At 69.2% G+C, this 18424-nt stretch carries 12 protein-coding genes; 8 read left to right on the plus strand and 4 right to left on the minus strand.

Annotation, left to right across the window (positions count from 1 at the left end; translation table 11 throughout):
* Positions 1-55: 55 nt before the first annotated feature.
* From JZ791_RS18235 to JZ791_RS46050, 3 genes are all read left to right on the plus strand, one after another.
* Complete coding sequence (locus JZ791_RS18235; RefSeq protein ID WP_254205899.1) at positions 56-868, plus strand: ABC transporter ATP-binding protein; 813 nt, start codon at positions 56-58, stop codon at positions 866-868.
* Positions 868-3387 (plus strand): ABC transporter permease, encoded by a 2520-nt coding sequence (locus tag JZ791_RS18240; protein WP_216896346.1) that lies wholly within the window; start codon positions 868-870, stop codon positions 3385-3387. Before JZ791_RS18235 ends, JZ791_RS18240 begins: the two co-directional genes overlap by 1 nt.
* Before the next feature lie 178 nt (positions 3388-3565).
* Positions 3566-3691: a hypothetical protein gene (locus tag JZ791_RS46050; RefSeq protein ID WP_256461909.1), complete on the plus strand. Its 126-nt coding sequence runs from the start codon at positions 3566-3568 to the stop codon at positions 3689-3691.
* On the opposite strand, the gene JZ791_RS18245 is transcribed toward JZ791_RS46050, so the two are convergent.
* The 4 genes from JZ791_RS18245 to JZ791_RS18265 form a co-directional block, all read right to left on the minus strand.
* A complete protein-coding gene (locus tag JZ791_RS18245; protein WP_216896347.1) occupies positions 3688-4860 on the minus strand; it encodes a VWA domain-containing protein in 1173 nt (390 codons plus the stop codon). The two genes, JZ791_RS46050 and JZ791_RS18245, sit on opposite strands and share 4 nt — an antisense overlap.
* A 163-nt stretch (positions 4861-5023) precedes the next feature.
* Positions 5024-7996 (minus strand): DUF5682 family protein, encoded by a 2973-nt coding sequence (locus JZ791_RS45120; RefSeq protein WP_254205900.1) that lies wholly within the window; start codon positions 7994-7996, stop codon positions 5024-5026.
* Between the two features lie 256 nt (positions 7997-8252).
* Positions 8253-9374 (minus strand): ATP-binding protein, encoded by a 1122-nt coding sequence (locus JZ791_RS18260; RefSeq protein ID WP_308162972.1) that lies wholly within the window; start codon positions 9372-9374, stop codon positions 8253-8255.
* On the minus strand, positions 9371-12256 hold the full coding sequence (locus JZ791_RS18265) for an SWIM zinc finger family protein (protein WP_216896348.1): 2886 nt from the start codon (positions 12254-12256) through the stop codon (positions 9371-9373). Before JZ791_RS18265 ends, JZ791_RS18260 begins: the two co-directional genes overlap by 4 nt.
* A 452-nt stretch (positions 12257-12708) precedes the next feature.
* On the opposite strand from JZ791_RS18265, the gene JZ791_RS18270 reads away from it, so the two are divergent.
* The 5 genes from JZ791_RS18270 to JZ791_RS18290 all read left to right on the plus strand — a co-directional run bounded on the left by JZ791_RS18270 (position 12709) and on the right by JZ791_RS18290 (position 18398).
* Positions 12709-15147: an AAA family ATPase gene (locus JZ791_RS18270; RefSeq protein ID WP_254205901.1), complete on the plus strand. Its 2439-nt coding sequence runs from the start codon at positions 12709-12711 to the stop codon at positions 15145-15147.
* A complete protein-coding gene (locus tag JZ791_RS18275; protein WP_216896349.1) occupies positions 15132-15545 on the plus strand; it encodes a hypothetical protein in 414 nt (137 codons plus the stop codon). Before JZ791_RS18270 ends, JZ791_RS18275 begins: the two co-directional genes overlap by 16 nt.
* A 354-nt stretch (positions 15546-15899) precedes the next feature.
* The gene (locus JZ791_RS18280) at positions 15900-16304 is read left to right on the plus strand and encodes a YchJ family protein (RefSeq protein ID WP_216896350.1); all 405 of its coding nucleotides are present in this window, start codon (positions 15900-15902) and stop codon (positions 16302-16304) included.
* 144 nt (positions 16305-16448) lie between these two features.
* Positions 16449-16721 (plus strand): Rdx family protein, encoded by a 273-nt coding sequence (locus JZ791_RS18285; RefSeq protein ID WP_216896351.1) that lies wholly within the window; start codon positions 16449-16451, stop codon positions 16719-16721.
* A 96-nt stretch (positions 16722-16817) separates the two neighbouring features.
* Entirely contained in the window at positions 16818-18398 is a 1581-nt protein-coding gene (locus tag JZ791_RS18290) for a carboxylesterase/lipase family protein (RefSeq protein ID WP_216896352.1), read from the plus strand.
* The last annotated feature ends 26 nt before the right edge of the window (positions 18399-18424 follow it).

Consider the following 18424-nt stretch of genomic DNA (forward strand, 5'->3'; position numbering starts at 1 on the left):
TACTCGGGGAAATCCCTGATGGCGCGGGCGCGCGGGTTTCGGAAGACTGGACACCATGACTGCCGATGCCCTGGGCACCGAAACGCACGCAAGCTCCGAAACTTCTGCCTCCACCGCAGGTCAGGCCGCTGGCGCCGCCGAGGCGATCGCCGCCCGCGCCACCGATCTGGTGAAGCTCTACGGGATCGGCGACACCCAGGTCCGGGCGCTGGACGGCGTGTCGGCCGACTTCGCTCGCGGCGAGTTCACCGCCATCATGGGACCGTCGGGGTCCGGTAAGTCCACCCTCATGCACTGCCTGGCCGGGCTGGATTCGTCCACGTCCGGCACGGTGCGGATCGGCGATACCGATCTAACCGGTCTGTCGGACAAACAGATGACCCGGCTACGCCGAGACCGCATCGGCTTCGTCTTCCAGGCGTTCAACCTGGTACCGACGCTGACCGCGCTGGAGAACATCACCCTGCCGCTGGATATCGCCGGACGCGCACCCGATCGTGAGTGGCTCGACACGGTGATCGACCGACTGGGCCTGCGAGACCGGCTCACGCACCGGCCCAGCGAACTGTCCGGTGGGCAGCAGCAGCGGGTGGCGTGCGCGCGGGCGCTGGCGGGTCAGCCCGACATCATCTTCGGCGACGAGCCCACCGGAAATCTGGACTCGCGCTCGTCCGGTGAGGTGCTGTCCATCCTGCGCGCGGCTGTGGACGAGTTCGGTCAGACCGTCGTCATCGTCACCCACGAACCGCACGCCGCCTCCTTCGCCGATCGCGTGATCTTCCTGGCCGACGGTGCGATCGTGGACGAACTGCGCGATCCCACCGCCGATTCCGTGCTGGACCGGATGAAAAAGCTGGAGAGCCTGTAATGGCCGTGCACCCCATGCGCAGGGTCGCCCTGCGCAATCTCGCCGCGCACAAGGTGCGCCTGGCGTTGACGCTGCTGTCGGTGATCCTCGGGACCGCCTTCGTCGCGGGCTCCTTCGTATTCACCGACACCCTGCAGCGCACCTTCGACGGGATCTTCGCCGACCAGGCCAAGGGCGTGGACGTACGGGTGGAGCCCAAAGGCCGTGAGTCGATAGGCATTCCGCTCGACACCGTGAACACGATCAGCGCGACGCCCGGGGTGCGCGCGGTCGCGCCCGCGGTGCGGGGGCCGATCGTGCTGCTGAAGAACGGGCATGCGGTGCAGACCGGCGGCGCGCCGAGCCTGGGGCAGTCGTATCTACCGCCGGGCAAGGCCGTCGCCCAGTCACCGACGTTCGTCGCGGGTGCGCCGCCCGCACAGTCGGGGCAGATCGCGATCAATACCGGCGGGGCGAAGAAGGCCGGGCTGGCGGTCGGCGACCACGCCACGATCCTGGTGCCCGCCAAGGGGAATGTGGACGTCACCATCAGTGGCCTCTACACCATGTCGTCGGATTCCGGCGGATTCATCGGGATCCTGTTCGACGACGCGCAGGCGCGCCAGCTGTTCACCGACGGCCAGCATGTGGACTACCTGGATATCGCCACCGCGCACGGGGTTCCGGCCGATACCGTGCGCGACCGGCTGTCCCGTGTGCTGCCGGACTACAAGGTGGTGGACGGTGATCAGGTGCGTGCCGACGCCAAGACCCAGGTCGGTAACGCGCTGAAATTCGTGAACTACTTCCTGCTCGCGTTCGGCGCGATCGCACTGCTGGTGGGCACCTTCATCATCTACAACACCTTCTCCATGATCGTGGCCCAGCGGCTGCGTGAGCTGGCACTGCTGCGGGCGGTCGGCGCGAGCCGCGGGCAGGTCGGCTGGTCGGTGGTCGGCGAGGCGGCGATCATCGGATTGATCGGCAGTGCGATCGGTTTGGGCGGAGGGGTCGCGCTGGCCTTCGGATTGTCCGGGGCGCTCAACGCGTTCCATCTCGGGCTGCCCACCGGATCCATGCAGGTGCTGCCGCGGACCGTCCTCATCTCGCTGGGCACCGGGCTGGTGGTGACCGTGGTCAGCGCCTACGCCCCGGCGCGGCGGGCGGCCCTGCTCGCGCCGGTGGAGGCGATGCGTGAGGAGTTCGCCTCGGTCGGCGAGTCGCTTCGAGTCCGCACCTGGATCGGAGTGGTCCTGGCGGTGGCCGGAGTCGTACTCGTCGCTCTCGGGGCGCGGCATACCGGCGGCAACGCGGCGCTGACCGTCGGAATCGGCGCGGCGGCACTGATTTTCGCGGTGCTGTTCGCCTCGCCCGCGCTGTCCCGTCCGGTGCTGACGGTGCTCGGCACGTTGGTGCGCCCGTTCGGCCCGGTCGGGCGGATGTCCCGCAACAACGCCGTGCGCAATCCGCGGCGCACCGCCGCGACGGCGTTCGCGCTGACCCTCGGGCTGATGCTGGTCTCGGCGATCGCGATGCTCGGCTCCTCGGCCAAGGCCAGCGTGAGCGATCTGGTGGACCAGGGAGTCAAGGCCGACTACATCCTGTCCGGTCCGCAGCTGATCGGGGTGCCGCCCGGTGCGGCGCAGGCGGCCAGAGGCGTTGCGGGCGTTCGGGATGTGGTGGCCTTAGGCGGCGTGGAGCTCAAGGTCGGCGACGAGCAGGTGTACGGCATCTCACCGGACGGGCCGATGAGCCCGGTGTTGAACTACCAGATCCGCAGCGGCGGTTCCGCACTCGATGGCAACGAGATCCAGGTCTCGGAAACCGAAGCGGGAAAGCATAATTGGCACGCCGGGCAGAGTGTGCAGCTGACCGGCCTGGACGATAAGCCGTATACCGTCACCGTGTCCGGGATCTTCAAGGACACCCAGTTGCTCGGGTCGATGGTGGTGTCCCCGGCGCTGTACACCCAGATCATGCCCGTCGCGTTCCGCACCGACGTGCTGGCGCTGATCACCGCGGCCCCCGGCACGGATCTGAACCTCCTGCGGGCGAACCTGGTCAAGGCCACGGCGCCGTTCGTCGTGGTGCAGGTGGAGAACCGGGAGGAATTCAAGGGCACCGAGGGCAAACAGATCGACACCATGCTCGCGATCCTGTACGGGCTGCTGGCCTTGGCGGTCGTGATCGCGGTGCTCGGTATCGTCAACACCCTCGCGCTGTCGGTGGTCGAACGCCGCCGCGAGATCGGCATGCTGCGCGCGGTCGGCATGCTGCGACCACAGGTCCGGCGCACCATCTACCTCGAATCGATGCTGATCGCGGTATTCGGCGCGGTCGTCGGCGTGGTGCTCGGCCTCGGTCTGGGCGCCGGGTTCCTGCGCACCCTCAGCGATCTGGGCATCAGCACGATCGCCATTCCATGGACCCAGATCGTGCTCATGCTGATCGGTTCCGGTGTGGTCGGCGTGCTGGCGGCGGTGTGGCCCGGAGTCCGGGCCGCGCGCACACCCCCGCTGGCCGCCATCGCGGACCTGTGACGGGTCTCGGGGCGAGCAGGCAGACCAGACCGGCTGCCTCGTTGCGTTCGTCCGGATTCGAACGTATGACGACGATTGCCGCCTGTTTCGCGCGTTAATACGTACCGATCGGTCTCTGAATCGTAGGATCGGCATGTTCGATATGCCCGTTTCTTGCGACGCTCGGACAAGGAGTGCGATGAATCCCTTCGGCATCATCGGTCAGGCGTTCGGGGTGTTGAGCTCTGGTGTAGGGATGGTGCAGGCGGTGATGCAGTTCGTGGAGAGTGCCACCTCCTTCGGGAGCAGTGGCTCGGGCGCCTAACCGGCGTTGGCGTTGGCCCAGGTCTGCACGTCGCCGCGGTCCAGGGCCAGCGCCAGCAGTTCCGGGAATTTGTCGGGTGTGCAGGCGAACGCCGGAACGCCCAGGGCGGCCAGGGCCGCGGCATTGCCGTGGTCGTAGGCGGGTGCGCCGTCGTCGGACAGGGCCAACAGGGCCAGCACCTGGACGCCCGCCTCCTTCATCGCGCCGATGCGGCGCAGCATCTCCTCGCGCACACCGCCCTCGTACAGATCGGAGATCAGCACGAACAGGGTGTCGGCCGGGCGCGTGATCAGCTGCTGGCTGTAGGCGATGGCCCGGTTGATATCGGTGCCGCCGCCGAGTTGGGTGCCGAACAGCACCTCGACCGGGTCCGACAGCTGGTCGGTGAGGTCGACCACGGCCGTGTCGAAGACCACCAGGGAGGTCCGCAGCGACCGCATCGTGGCCAGGACCGCGCCGAATACCGACGCGTACACCACACTCGAGGCCATCGAGCCGGACTGGTCGATCGCCAGTACCACGTCGCGTCGCACGGCTTGGGCCCTGCGGCCGTAGCCGACCAGCCGCTCCGGTACGACCGTGCGATGCTCCGGCAGGTAGTGCGCGAGGTTGCGGCGGATGGTGCGATCCCAGTCGATATCGCGCAGCCGTGGACGCGAGACGCGCGCGGCCCGATTCAGCGCGCCCGACACCGCGGCGATCGTCCGGGCGGCGATCCGCCGCTCGATCTCGCGCACGACCCGTTCCACCACCATGCGGGCGGTAGCGCGGGTGGTCTCGGGCATCACCTTGTTCAGGCTCAGCAGCGTGCCGACCAGATGCACATCGGGTTCGACGGCCTCGAGCAGTTCCGGTTCGAGCAACAGCTGGGCGAGATCGAGGCGCTCCACGGCGTCACGCTGCATCACCTCCACCACCGTGGAGGGGAAGTAGCTGCGGATATCGCCGAGCCACCGGGCGACCTTGGGTGCGGAACCGCCCAGGCTGCCGCTGCGCTTCTCGGCCGCGGTCAGCTCGTCGGCGTTGTACAGCGCGGACAGCGCCCGATCCATCTCCGTATCGCCGCCGGATCCCAGCCCGCCCAGACAGGATGTGGCGGGTGCGCCGAGGATCAGCCGCCAGCGGCGGGCCTGGTCGCCGTCGGTGTTGGTTACCGGTGTATCGGTCACGAGTGCCGCCTGTCCGTCAGTGGCCTACTTCGGTTGTCCCGGTGCGGTTTCGGCCGGGATTTATCGTGATTCGCTGCACGCCGAAGCACACCGGAATGACGAGTGTCCGAGCAGCGGGCATCGGAATTGCCAGGGTGCGGGTGTGTACCGCGATGAACCGAGATCACAGGACCTCCAGGATTTCGGTGACCGCTGCCAAGGCGAGCGTGCCCAGGGCCAGGTCGTAATCGGCGGTTGCGGACGCCCCCGTCGTGATCGGACCGCCATCGCGGACCGCTTGGGCGATCGCCTGGCGCTCACCGGATTCGAAGGCGCCGAACGTGCGGCGCAGCAGCGGCAGGGTCGCGACGAACTGATCCTCGTGCAGCTCGCGCAACCAGGAATCTATGCGGCGTAACAGGTTTCGGTCGTGTACCAGTAGCAGGCCACGGCCGCCGAGGAATCCGTCGATCCACGCGGCCTTTTCGGTGGGCGAGTGGCCGATCGACAGCGCGACCGACAGGCGTCGGGCCGATTCGGCGTCGTCGATGACGCCGACATCGCACAGCAGCCGCACCGCCCGGCCGACCAGCGCACCGTGCACATCGGCGCGATCGGCGAGTTTGCGCAGGGCGCCGTGCCATTCGCGGGTGGCCCACTCGTCGTCGCGGGTGGCAAGGGCCAGATGTGCGGCGTCCAGCAGGGCGCGCAGTGCCGCGGCGGCGTCGGCGTCGAGTCCGGTGACCGCGCCGGGCAGGCCGGCGCAGATGCGGATCAGCAGGCCGTCGGCGACGCGGGCCAGCGCATTCACGTCGGTGCCGCGCACATCGCCGTAGCGCAGCGTGCGGACCAGGCCGGGCAGAGCGGCCAGCAGGTTGGTGACGTCGTGATCCAGCGCGGCCACCGATTCCAGGCGGCTCACCAGCGGGTCCACGGCTCCGCCGAGGTCGGCGAGCAGGGCCAGCTCCAGCGCGCCGCTCACGCCGGCCACGGTGGCGTCGGCGGCGGTGTCCAGCACCTTCGCTTCGGCGGCGGATTCGATCGTGGTACCCCAGCGCGAGGCCTCGATGACCGCGATGGCCAGTTCGGGCTCCCACCGCAGCGACCAGGTCTCCCGGAAGGTTCCGGTATTGCGGACCTCACTGGATGTCGGTACGCCCCAGCCTATTCCGAGCAGCCGAAGCCGATGCAGCAGATGCGAGCGCGCCACGTCGCGCTCCTTGCGCAGGTCCAGATCCCACTGCTTGGTCAATGCCTGCTGGGGCAGGCGCAGTGTCCGGGCCCGTGACCGCAGGTCCGCGTCCAGCGGCACCGCCGGGGTGTCTTCCGGCACCGATCCGAGCGCCTCGCCGACCACCAGTTCACCGGTGATCAGCCGCAACATGGCCTCATCGCCCTCGCACAGCACCGCACGGGTGGCGTCGGTGACCTCCGACAGCCCGGGCAGCGGCCGCCCGCGCAGCACCGCGAGAGTCTCGGCGAGCCGGACCGATTCGATGATGTGCGCACTGGACACCGGCAGATCATGGGTGCGCAAGGTGGCCGCCACCTTGGTCAGCCAGCGCGCGATCGGCCGATCGGTCTCGGTGAACAAGTGGTGGTACCACCCCGGCGAGGTGACCCCCGCGCCATACCCCGACGCCCCCGCCAGCCGCGAATGCGTCCAAGGCACCCAGGTCAACGCCACCTTCACCTTCGGCAACCCCTTGAGCAGCCGCACATCGGCCGCCGCCGATCCCAGCTCACCCGCCAGCGCGGGCGCATGCCACGCCCCACACACCACCGCGACCCGCCGTGCACCCCCCTTCACCGCCTTACGAATCGTCTGCCGCATATACGCCTCACGCCGCAGCGTGTGCAGATCGATCGGCGACCCGATGTCGCCCCGGGCTAGTGCGTCCGAATCATCCAATGCGGCAGCATCTTCCAGCGAACCGCGTCCGGCCCTACCGGAATCTTCCGGTGCGGCAGTGATGTCGGACGCCGTGCCTCCCGGCTTGCGCCTGCCAGCGGATCCGCGTCTCCAGCCAGCCTCGATGTCATTCCACGGAGTGATCTCCGCATCATGCAGTGCGGCGGTGTCTTCGAGCGAACCGCGTTCGGCCCTGCCGGGATCTTGCGGTGCGGCAGTGGTGTCGGATCTCGACTCATGCCTGGCGGCAGGTCCGCGTCTCCGGCTTGCCTCGATGTTGTCCCCTGGAGCGATTTGCGCATTGTTCTGTTGGGTGATGTTTTTTAGTGGGCCTTGTTCGGCGGTGCCAGGGTCTTGCGCTGCGGCAGTGGTGTCGGGTGCCGTGCTTCCTGGCTCACGCTTGGCAGCGGATCTGGGTTCGTGGTTGGTCTCGACGTCGACCGGAGTGGTCCCGGCATCATGCGGTGAGGCGCCGTCTTCCAGCGAACCGTGCTCGGTAGTGCCGCGAATCCCAGACAATGCAGCGTGATCGGCGGTTGTGGAGCGATTTGCTGTGGTTGCCGTCGTGCCTGGGCCCGGCTCGTTCCGGTCTGCGACCGCATTGGCGGGTTGGTGCGACGTACGTGGATCATCCGTGGTGGCGGGTAGGGCGATGTCTGGTGGCTGACGGTGATCGTCGGAGCCGGGATCAGTGCGCGCGGCAGGATCGGGTTCGGCAGTGGGGTCCATCTCACCGGCGTCCTCGCGCAGGGCGGCCATGGCCTCGGTGATGGCGTCGAAAACGTCTGCGTCGGCGGCTGATTCGATGATGGCGTCCCACCAGCGCTCGGGGTCGTCGTAACCGGCGGCCGTCGCCAGGGCGGCGAGGGGGTCGGTGCGGTCGCCGGGCGCATCGTCCAGGGCCAGGGTGTTGGCGGCGGGGAGGTCGCAGAAGCCGACGGAGACATCGTGTTCGGCGGCATAGCTCAGTGCCTGCCATTCCGGCGAGAAGATCGCGAAAGGCCAGAATGCCGCGCGGGAAGGTGAATCCGGGACATAACCCAGCAACGCGACCGGGGGCGCCATGCCCTCGGCGGCGGCGTAGGCAACCAACGGGTCCGCGTCGGCGGGACCTTCGATCAGAATGGCGTCAGGCTGAAAACGCTCCAGCGCCAAGCGCAGCGAACGCGCCGAACCGGGGCCATGGTGCCGGATTCCGAATACGCGTGTCTGGACGCCGTTCCTGTCTCCGCTTCGCCTCGGCATGCGCGATGGACCTCGTGTCGATGAGTCGCTCACGTCTGCACTGCGCTCCGGAATGGGCGAGGGCTCGGCTGTGTCCATTGAACGCTCGCTCACGCCACTTCTCCGATCCGACTTGGGGAGTCGCCCAAGTGACTACGCAGCAGTGCCTGTGCCGCTGGCGCAACCTCCGTGAACGCCAGGTGGGCCGGTGTACCCCCTAGATGCATGCCGTAGCCGATGCGCGGGGACGCCCCGTGCTCCGAGCGATCATGAGGCATCATCCGTGCACCTCGCGGCAGGCACGGTAGAAATCGGACCAGTCGTCGCGCTCGCGGACGACGGCCTCCAGGTATTCGGTCCACACCACCGCGTCGGCGACCGGGTCCTTGATGACCGCGCCGAGGACCGCGCCCGCGACGTCCGCCGCGCGCAGTACCCCGTCGCCGAAATGCGCGGACAGGGCCAGGCCGTTGGTGATCACCGAGATCGCCTCGGCGGTGGACAGGGTGCCCGAGGGGGACTTGAGTTTGGTGCGTCCGTCGGCGGTCAGGCCCGATCGCAGCTCGCGGAACACCCGCACCACGCGGCGCACCTCCTGCGCCGCGGCCGGTACCGGGGGCAGTTCCAGAGCGGCGCCGAGTTGTTCGACGCGGCGGGTGACGATGTCGACCTCCTCGTCCTCACTGGCCGGCAGCGGCAGCACCACGGTGTTGAAGCGGCGGCGCAGCGCCGAGGACAGGTCGTTGACGCCGCGGTCCCGGTCGTTGGCGGTGGCGATCACGTTGAAGCCCTTGGCGGCCTGCACCTCGGTGCCCAGTTCGGGCACCGGCAGCGTCTTCTCCGACAGCACCGTGATCAGCGCGTCCTGCACATCCGAGGGGATGCGGGTGAGCTCCTCCACCCGGGCGATCGAGCCCAGACGCATCGCGGTCATCACCGGCGAGGGCACCAGTGCGCCCTCGCTCGGGCCCTCCGCGAGCAGCCGGGCGTAGTTCCAGCCGTAGCGGATCGCCTCCTCCGCGGTGCCCGACGTGCCTTGCACCAGCAGGGTCGACGCGCCGCTGATCGCGGCCGAGAGATGTTCGGACACCCATGTTTTCGCGGTGCCGGGCACGCCCAGTAGCAGCAGCGCGCGGTCGGTCGCGAGTGTGGCCACCGCGACCTCCAGCAATCGGCGCGGTCCGACGTATTTGGGGCTGACCACGGTGCCGTCCGACAGCGTGCCGCCGAGCAGATAGGTCACCACCGCCCACGGGGACAGCCGCCACGACGGCGGGCGTGGGCGGTCGTCGACCGCCATCAGGGCGCTCAGCTCGTCCGCGAATGCCTGTTCGGCGTGCGGGCGCAGCAGAGTTTCGGATGTATCCGGTGTGATCGTGGGTGCGTTTTTCGCGGTCACCGTAGCTCCTCGAGCATCGTTGTGCGCTGGGTCAGGTCGTTGGCGAGTTCATTGAAGGTGCTCTCCCAGTACGGGTCCGTGCAACGGCGCGTGGCGACGCCCACCGTCGCCGCGGCCTCGACCGGGAAGTGTTTGGCCGCGGACCGGAACAGGGTGCGGTAGGAGGCGGGGGACAGGCCCGGCGCGCCGGGCCGGGCGGCGGCGAGTTGAGCACGGTCCATCAGCAGCCGGATCAGGTGCTGCGCCAAGGGGATCGGCCAGGGCCGGGGGACCGCCTGCAGCAGCAATTCGACCTCGGCCAGCCAGCTGCTGTCGAGTGTGCGCAGATAACGCACACGCTGCTCGAGCGGGAGCAGTTCGAACAGCCGTCGGCGCACCTCCGGGTCCGCGCCGAGCGTCGGCGTCCCGGTCAATACCTCGAACAGCGTTGCCGCCCAGCGGGTATCGCCCTGAGCGAGGGCCGCGTCGGCCCAACCGGCCGTCACCGGACCGAGTAGTTCGGCGGGCATGCCGATGCGAATGGCCTGCCCGGGCCCGCCGAACAGCGCCTCCCAGTGCCGCAGCGGAGTCGCGGCGATGACGCGGCGCAGCCATCCGGCGGAACCGTAGGGCGCGCCGTCGAGGCGATAGGCGGTGTGCACGGTGTCGTCGGCCACACCGTCGCGTCGGGCGGCGTCGTCCAAGCGGTCGGACAGACCGGCCACCAGACGGCCGTCGGTCACCGTGACCCAACCCCTCGCGCGCTGAACCATGCGCTCGGCGAATGCCGACTCCGGCAGCCGAGCAAGCAGATCGGCGGCGGTACGCCGAACCTCGGCGCGCCTGTCGTCGAGGGCGGATTCCAGCAGCGGCTCGTCGTCCAGTGTGAGCCCGTCGGCGAGGATCGCGAGCAGTTCGGCGCGTACATGTGCGGGCTCGGAGCGCCAGCTCCGGGCCAGCGCCGCTCCGGCCGCTCGCGGATCGCGCCGACGCAGCGCGGTCAACCAGGCCCGCCGCTCCGATGGCGTGCCGTGCGACCAGACCTGCTGATCATCGGGCTTGGCGTGCACCAGATTTCGCCACTGCGGATGTTGTGCGGCCAGCCAGCGGCCACGGGATCCGGCCAGCGTCAGCAGCGCCTCGCGCAGTTCGGTCCGCGCCTTGGCCTGCTCCAGCAGCAGGCTGCACAGCGCGTCGGGCGCCCGCATACCACGCGGCCCGGTGACCTCGAACCACTCGTCCAGGAACGGCGATCGCTCGGCCAGCAGCCGGGCCAGGCGTGCCGCGGCGGCGGGCGATATGAGCGGGCGATCGTCGTCCTCGGCGGGCTCACCGGCCGCGCCCGCCCCGGCGAGCACGCCGCCGCGCGTGAAAATATCCAGCAGCGCGGCGGTTTCGAGCAGTACCGCCGCTGGATCGCCGCGCAGCCGTCCGGCCGCGGCGGCGACCGGTTCGGGCAGTGTCACCGAATCCGATCGGCTCCGCGCCGTGCCCACCAGCGCTACCGACGCCAGTTCGGTCGCCGGGGCGTCGTTCGCGCCCACGGCATTCGCGCCGACGTCGACGATCTCGCCCGCGTCGAGCGCCGATACCGGCACGAGTCCGTCGGCAGTCCATTCCCCGACCAGGGTCACCGGATGCCCTCCGGATATACCCAGCAGTTTCCAGGGCTGCGCGTCCAGACGCGCCACGGGAAGCGCGGCGCCGTCCGGGGAGATGACATGCCAAGCGCTTTCGGACACCGCGGGCACGACATCGACCAGCAGCATCGGCCAGGTGCGCAGCCACGGGTCGGCCCCCAGCGCCCGCGCGTGATCCTCGAGCGCGGCGCCGATGCTGTCGGCGGCCCGCGCGGAGGTCTGCGGATCGGCGAGATCGCCGGGTGCGAGGCCCGTGGATCCGGCACGGGGTACGGGCAGCGTCGTGAACGGTTCGAGGACGCCGTATCGCTCGCCCCACACCGCCCGCAGCGGTGCGGCCGCCGGATGGAAATGCAGATCGGCATCGACCTGCATGCCCGGCACCGGCACATCCGCGGGAAAGGACGGGCTGCCGAAGGAATGGTCGAGGATCAGCGCCCAGCGCCCGGTCGCCCGCCCGCGCAGCCACATCCGCCGGGTGAACAGACGTTCCTCCTCTGTGATCCGCTGCCCCAGCACCATCCAGCGATCGCGCACGGCCGCCTCGCCGCGCACGGTCTCCGTGGCGGTGGAGTAGCCGATATGGGTGCGTACGGTGGCGGCCAGCCGGGGATCGAGCCTGTCGATGCGGCGATGCGCGGCGGTGAGTAGATGCAGGCGGGCGTACTCGGCGAGCAGGAGTGCGGGCCAATCCTCGCGCGTGACGACATTGCGCGGAAGTAGCCGAAGCATCGACGCCGCGCCGGACGCCTGCGCGTCGACCATGCGCGCCGCCACCGCCTCGAATGCCGCGAACGACCGGTCCGCCTGGGCCAGGCCGGTCCGCACCTGATCGCATAGCCAGATATCGAGATCCTCCAGTCCCGCGGTGACGCGGGCGCGTCGCTGCTCGGCGGTCGCGGCCGAGGGCGTCTTCGCGGGCGCGGCTTCGGATTTCGCCGCCCGCTGTGCCCGTGCGCCGAGCCATTCCGCGACGAAATCCGTGGGCGCGGCCGCCTGCGGCACCTCGCCGCGGGCCCACTCCAGCAGCAGCCCCAACGCATGCTTACAGGGGAATTTGCGGCTCGGACAGGAACATTTGTAGGCGGGCCCGGCCACGTCGACGATCGTCTGATAGGGCGTGGCGCCGCTGCCCGCGCACAGTCCCCACAGCGCGGTGTCGTGGTAGCCGGCGCCGTTCCATCTGCCGTGCAACTTGTTCGCGGCCGCGAGTGACGCGGCGTCGGGCGCCACGGCGGCGACCTGCTGCGCTGTCCATGTCATCGTTGCCCCCGTTCGTTCGGTTGATCGGATTTCTACTCCACTCCACCGACAGGTTCCGCGCAGCGGTTCCGGGGGCCATGAGGCGGCGTCGGATTCGCGGGAAAGTAGCGAACCAATTACGCTGGGGCGGTAAGCGATTGCAATATCAAGTGTCCTTGCGCTCCTGACCGATTTCTGGCATTCTGATCTGTTCGGTTGATCCGAGCCGCCTGAAATCTGGGCGCAACCTGTGGACTGCCCGGCCGGGGACGGCCGAGGGGTGGCCATCGGGCGGATCACACCCGCCCGATGGCCATGAGCACCCCGTCCGGGACGGTTCTCGGTATGGTCGATCAGCGACCATCGATTCGGCGATCGTCGATATCGTGAGCATCACGGATTCGCAGCGCATCCGGTAGCGTTCGGCACAGCGGCTTCGCACCGCGCACGTGGCGAGCGGACAGGAGTAGCAGTTGGGGCGAGCGTCCAGCACTGCCGGCACGACGGTCACGCCGCGCCTGTCCGAACTGGTGCGGCGGAGATTGGACGCCGATCCCGCGGTCACCCCGGAGGTCGCGGCCGCCGTATTGGCGGCACTGGATGCCGAGCCGGATCGTGGACCCGGCCCCGACCTCGATGGAATCTTTCTGCGCGCCATCCGAGTTCGCGGATTTCGCGGTATCGGACCGGAGGCCGTGCTGCGCCTGGACCCGGGGCCCGGTCTGACACTTGTGGTGGGGCGCAACGGATCCGGAAAATCGAGTTTCGCCGAGGCCGCGGAGCTGGCGCTGACCGGTGTCACGCGCCGCTGGGCGGGCCGGGCTTCGGTGTGGCGCGAGGGCTGGCGGAATCTGCACGAGGGCAGCGCATCCCGCATCGAACTCGACCTGATCGCCACGGGATTCGCTGGGCCGCTGACCGTTTCCCGTCAGTGGAGTGAGGACGCGGACCTCTCCGGTGGCGTGTGGACGCAGCGGCGAAACGACCAGGCGCCCACGGAATTCCGCTTCGAGCAGTGGGCGCGAGCGCTGGAGCTTTACCGGCCGTTCCTGTCCTACAGTGAACTCGGCGCCCTGGTCGACGGCCGGCCCAGCGACCTGTTCGACGCACTGCACCGGCTGCTCGGTCTCGACGACCTCAGCGTCGCCCAGGACCGGACTCGGGCCCGCCGCCTCGAATTGGAGCGCGCGGCACGGCAATCCCGTGACGAACGCCAGGCCCTGCTCATCGCCCTGGACGCGGTCGCCGACGATCGCGCGGCCAGGGTCGCGGGACTGTTGCGCGCGGCCGAGCCCGATCTGGCGGCGATCGGCCGGGAGATATCCGGCACGCGGCACGACGCGATCGGCACCGCCGCGCTGCAGGCGATGCTGCGGGTGCGCCTACCCGACGCCGCACAGGTCGAGGCCGCGGCCGCCGCCGTGCAGGCGTGCGCGGACGAGCTCTCCGCGCGTGCCACCGGCGACGCCGAGGCGGAACTGCGCGTGCTGGAGCTGCTGCGCCGGGCGCGTGCCCACGCGCATCCCCTCCTGGATGCGTCGGAATCCTGCCCCTGTCCCGTCTGCGGCCGCGGTGCGCTGGATCGAGAGTGGTTGCGCGAGACGGACGCCCAGATCGGCCGCCTGACCGAGCGCGCGGCGGCCCTCACCGCCGCCCATACGGCCCTGGATCTGGCGGTGGCACGCGCGCGCGAGCTGATCGGAGCCGTCCCTCCGGAACTGAATCCTCCTGCGCCGCATGCCCCGAACGTGGACACGGGCCCGGCCCGCCAGGTCTGGTCCGGCTGGGCGGAGCTGGCGTGGGCGCCGGTCGCCGAGGATTTCCCGGACCGGCTGCGCCGGGCGTACGCGGATGCCGCGCAGGGCCTGACCGCCCTGCGCGCGGCCGCCCGCAAGGAACTGGACCGGGTCGATGCCGTCTGGACGCCGCTGGTTCCGCGCATCGCCGCCTGGCTTCAGGGGGCCCGGGCGGTCGCCGCCGCCGAGGCCGAACTGCGTACCGTCCGCCGCGCCGAGGACTGGCTCAAATCGGCCGCGGCGGGTCTGCGGGACGAGCGCATGGCGCCGCTGGCCGAGCATGCTCGCACGATCTGGCGCGGGCTGCGCCAGCAGAGCAACGTCGACCTGGGTGTCATCCGGTTGCAGGGCAACGCGGGAGCCAGCCGCAAGGTGCTACTGGACGTCACCGTGGACGATGCCGACGGTACCGCGCTGGGCGTGATGAGCCAGGGTGAGCTGCACGCGCTGGGGCTGTCGTTGTTTCTGCCCCGCGCGACCGTTCCGGACAGTCCGTTCGGATTCGTGCTCATCGACGACCCGGTGCAGGCGATGGATCCGGCCAAGGTCGACGGGCTGGCTCGGGTGCTGGCCGCGGTCGCCCACAGCGGACGCCAGGTGGTGGTGTTCACCCACGACGAGCGACTGACCGAGGCGGTACGCCGGTTGCGCTTGGGCGCAACGGTTCTGGACGTACAGCGGCGCGAGCGCTCGGCGGTGGAGGTGCGCGTGTCCGAGGATCCGGTGCGCCGCTACCTCAGCGACGCCAACGCGCTGCTGCGCACCAGGCAGCTGCCGCGTGCGATCGCGGCCGAACTCGTGGTCACCTGCTGCCGTTCGGCGATCGAGGCCGCGGCCCTGGCCCGTTCGCGCCGCGGGCTGCTGGCCGACGGCATCGACCATCGGGAGGTACAGCGGCGCGTCGATGCGGCCCGTACCACCTGGGAGAAGGTGTCGCTGGCGGTGTTCGGCGATCCGGATCGGGTCGACGATCTGAACGACCGGCTCGACCACGACGCGCCGTGGGCGCGGGCAGTGCTGCGCGACGCGGCCGCGGGCGCGCATATCCGGATCGATCGCGGTACGGCCGAATTGGTCAGCGGAACAAGGAAATTCGTGCGATGGCTGGATCCCTGAACCCGACCGTCTGGGAGCGACTGGCCGCTGCCGAGGAGCTGTTGAGCGGGACGGTGACCGATGCGGGCGGGCTGTGGTCGCGCGCGACGGTGTGGATTCTGCGGCTGACGCTGGAGCAGGCGATGGATCAGCTGTGGCGAGAGGTGACTCCGTCGCTGACACGATGCAGTATGCGGGCGCAGCTGCTCGCACTGGACATCTATGCGGGGGCCGAGACCTCCGCCCGGATCTCGGCGCTGTGGGCGACGCTGTCGCGGGTGGGGCACCATCAGGACTACGAGCTGGCCCCGATCGTCGTCGAATTGCGCGGCTGGTACGACGAAACCGTCGGGCTCGCGACGGAATTGGCGGCTCTGAGCGCGGCTAGAACTCAGCAAATGCAGACCGGTCGGTCGTAATAGTCGGCATTGCCCGTACTTTCGCCGGGGGCCGGTGAATATCTCTCGTATCGCGGGGATTTCGCCGGTGTAAGTAGCGCTCGGACAGTACTGTGTGGTTGCTGCGCGGTTTGCGGTGTGTATGCGGTGGTACATGGTCGGATTTCACTGTCTCGATGGAAGAGAGCTGCATCATGGATCTGGGGACGCTCAACCTGCTCGACACCGGCTCGGCATTGGTCGCCAATGCCAGCGGGGCGCTGATCAATCTCATCTCGCTGCTCGGCATGCTGTGAAGTCGCCGGGGCCCGTGAATCGGTGAGCCGGGCGGTCCGTCCGCGGACCACCCGGCGCTGGTCATCCGATAATCGAACGATGCACAGTGCAACCCCGGCCGATGACGATCGGTGCCCCTGTCGAAGCGGCGAGACCTTCGGGCAGTGCTGCGGGCCCCGCCTGGACGGCACCCGGCCCGCGCCCACTGCCGAGACGCTCATGCGCTCGCGCTACACCGCCTTCGCCGTAGGTGATGCCGACTACTTGCTGACCTCCTGGCATCCGCGCACCAGGCCGCGACGGCTGGAGCTGGATCCCGGACAGCGATGGATGGTGCTCGAGATCCTGCGCACCGAGTCCGGCGGGCCGTTCGACGACACCGGCGTGGTCGAGTTCCGTGCGCACTACCGGGATGACGACGGCAGAGGCAGCCTGCATGAACGCAGTAGGTTCGCACGTGTCGACGGCGCCTGGCGCTATGTGGACGGCGATATCGAAAGGTAACGATTCGGGCGCGGCTTTGTTGGACCCTTGCCCAGGATTGTCGTCCACCCATAGCGTTCCAATTAGAAATAGCCAGACAGAAGCGGAGGCGTTGCCGACAACTATCTGTCCCGGGCAGATCCGAGGCCGACGTAGGGTTCGGATATGCCGCGAGTCGCGATCGAGTACTGCACCCAATGCCGCTGGCTACTGCGAGCGGGGTGGATGGCGTCCGAGCTGTTGAGCACATTCGGGACCCAGTTGTCGGAGGTCGCGCTGATACCCGGGGAAGGGGGCGTATTCCGCATCACCGTCGATGGTGAGCAGATCTGGGAACGCAAGTCCGACGGCGGGTTCCCGGAGATCGCGGTACTCAAGCAACGCGTGCGCGACCGCGTCGATCCCGAGCGGGATCTGGGGCACATCGATCGCGGCTGACCAGCCGCACCCCGAGGTTGGCACGGTCATCTTTCGCCGTCGGACATGATCGCGGACGTACTCTCGTTACAGGGAGTGTGTGAGGAGGTGCCGGATATGACTGCACACGTTGTCGGGGCAGAGTCGGGTGTTGCGTCGAGGGAGTCCGCCCCTGTGGCTCGGACTACCGCAGGTGCGGTGCGAGGGTTTCATGACGGATCGGTGAATGTCTGGCGCAGTATTCCCTATGCGGCTGAGCCATCCGGGCCCAGGCGGTTCGCCAGGCCGGAGCAACCCGTGCCATGGGGCGGCGAGCGTGACTGCACCGAGTTCGGCGAGATCGCCCCGCAAACGATGGGCACGATGGTTCCGGTCGATTCGGGCCTGCGGATGGGGGAGGACTGCCTGTGGGTGAACGTGTGGGCCCCGGGGTCCCCGGCCGTCACCGAGGAGCCGCGCCCGGTGATGGTGTGGTTGCACGGCGGCGCCTACTGCCTCGGGACCGCTGCCCAGGGTATCTACGACGGCCGAAAATTGGTGGAGACCGGTGGGGTCGTCGTGGTGGGGGTGAACTATCGGCTCGGTGCGCTCGGCTTCCTCGATCTGTCCGCGCTGGGGCCCGATTTCGTGCCGAATCTAGGCCTGCACGATCAGATCGCCGCCCTGGAATGGGTGCGCGACAATATCGCCGCCTTCGGAGGCGATCCCGGTAACGTCACCGTCTTCGGTGAATCCTCCGGCGCCGGATGCGTCACCTCGTTGCTCACCGCCCCTGCCTCGGCCGGTCTGTTCCATCGCGCCATCGCGCAGAGTCCGCCGGCCACAACGGTATTCGGTCCGGAGCGGGCCGCGGGCGTGGCGCGGCGTTTCCTCGAATTGATCGATCTGCCCCTGATTCGGGCGCAGGAACTGCTGGAATGCCCGATCGAGCGGATCGTGGACGCGGCCGGAATCCTGCTCGACGAGGTGCCGATGCAGTCGCCCGGCCGGCTGGCCGCCGCACCCGTGGTGGACGGCGACCTGTTACCGACCTATCCGGCCGACCGCTTCCAGCAGGGCCGCTCACACCGCGTACCGCTGATGATCGGCACCAACCGGGACGAGGCCTCGCTGTTTCGCCTGTTCCGCTCGCCGATCATGCCGGTCACACCCGATGCGGTGAACGCGATGCTCAATGCGGTCGCCGCCGACCATCCGGAGATGCCGCCCGAGCGGATCGCCGAGATCACCTCGGCCTACCCCGACCTGAGCACGACGCGCGGCGCGCTGGCGATGTCCACCGACGCCGCCTTCCGGATGCCCTCGCACTGGGTCGCCGACGCGCACTCCCGGCACACCCGCACCTGGATGTACCGCTTCGACCAGGCCACCCCGATGCTCAAGGCGGCCCGCGTAGGCGCCGGTCACGCCACCGAATTACCGTACGTCTTCGGCAATTTCGGCACCCTCAACCACGACCCCACCTTCTGGCTGGGCGGCCGCAAGACCGCGATGGAGGTGTCGGGCCGCGTGATGCGCCGCTGGCTGGCCTTCGCCGAACACGGCGTTCCCGCCGCCCTGGACGGCTCCAAACACTGGCCGCCCTACCGCGAGGCGACCCGCACGACCTTGCTGATCGACGACACCGATCGCGTAGTCGACGACCCCGACCACAACCTCTACACCGCCTGGGGCGATCAGGTAGTCGGCTTCAGCTAGCCACGCGTACGCATTGGCCGTACGCG

The sequence above is a fragment of the Nocardia alni genome (assembly GCF_019038435.1).
Classification (GTDB): domain Bacteria; phylum Actinomycetota; class Actinomycetes; order Mycobacteriales; family Mycobacteriaceae; genus Nocardia; species Nocardia alni.

Excerpts from the sequence above, each read along its gene's own strand:
- JZ791_RS18235 (WP_254205899.1), top strand. The coding sequence starts at position 56 with ATGACTGCCGATGCCCTGGGCACCGAAACGCACGCAAGCTCCGAAACT.
- JZ791_RS18240 (WP_216896346.1), top strand. The coding sequence starts at position 868 with ATGGCCGTGCACCCCATGCGCAGGGTCGCCCTGCGCAATCTCGCCGCG.
- JZ791_RS46050 (WP_256461909.1), top strand. The coding sequence starts at position 3,566 with ATGAATCCCTTCGGCATCATCGGTCAGGCGTTCGGGGTGTTGAGCTCT.
- JZ791_RS45120 (WP_254205900.1), bottom strand. The coding sequence starts at position 7,996 with ATGCCGAGGCGAAGCGGAGACAGGAACGGCGTCCAGACACGCGTATTC.
- JZ791_RS18265 (WP_216896348.1), bottom strand. The coding sequence starts at position 12,256 with ATGACATGGACAGCGCAGCAGGTCGCCGCCGTGGCGCCCGACGCCGCG.
- JZ791_RS18275 (WP_216896349.1), top strand. The coding sequence starts at position 15,132 with ATGGCTGGATCCCTGAACCCGACCGTCTGGGAGCGACTGGCCGCTGCC.
- JZ791_RS18280 (WP_216896350.1), top strand. The coding sequence starts at position 15,900 with ATGCACAGTGCAACCCCGGCCGATGACGATCGGTGCCCCTGTCGAAGC.
- JZ791_RS18285 (WP_216896351.1), top strand. The coding sequence starts at position 16,449 with ATGCCGCGAGTCGCGATCGAGTACTGCACCCAATGCCGCTGGCTACTG.
- JZ791_RS18290 (WP_216896352.1), top strand. The coding sequence starts at position 16,818 with ATGACTGCACACGTTGTCGGGGCAGAGTCGGGTGTTGCGTCGAGGGAG.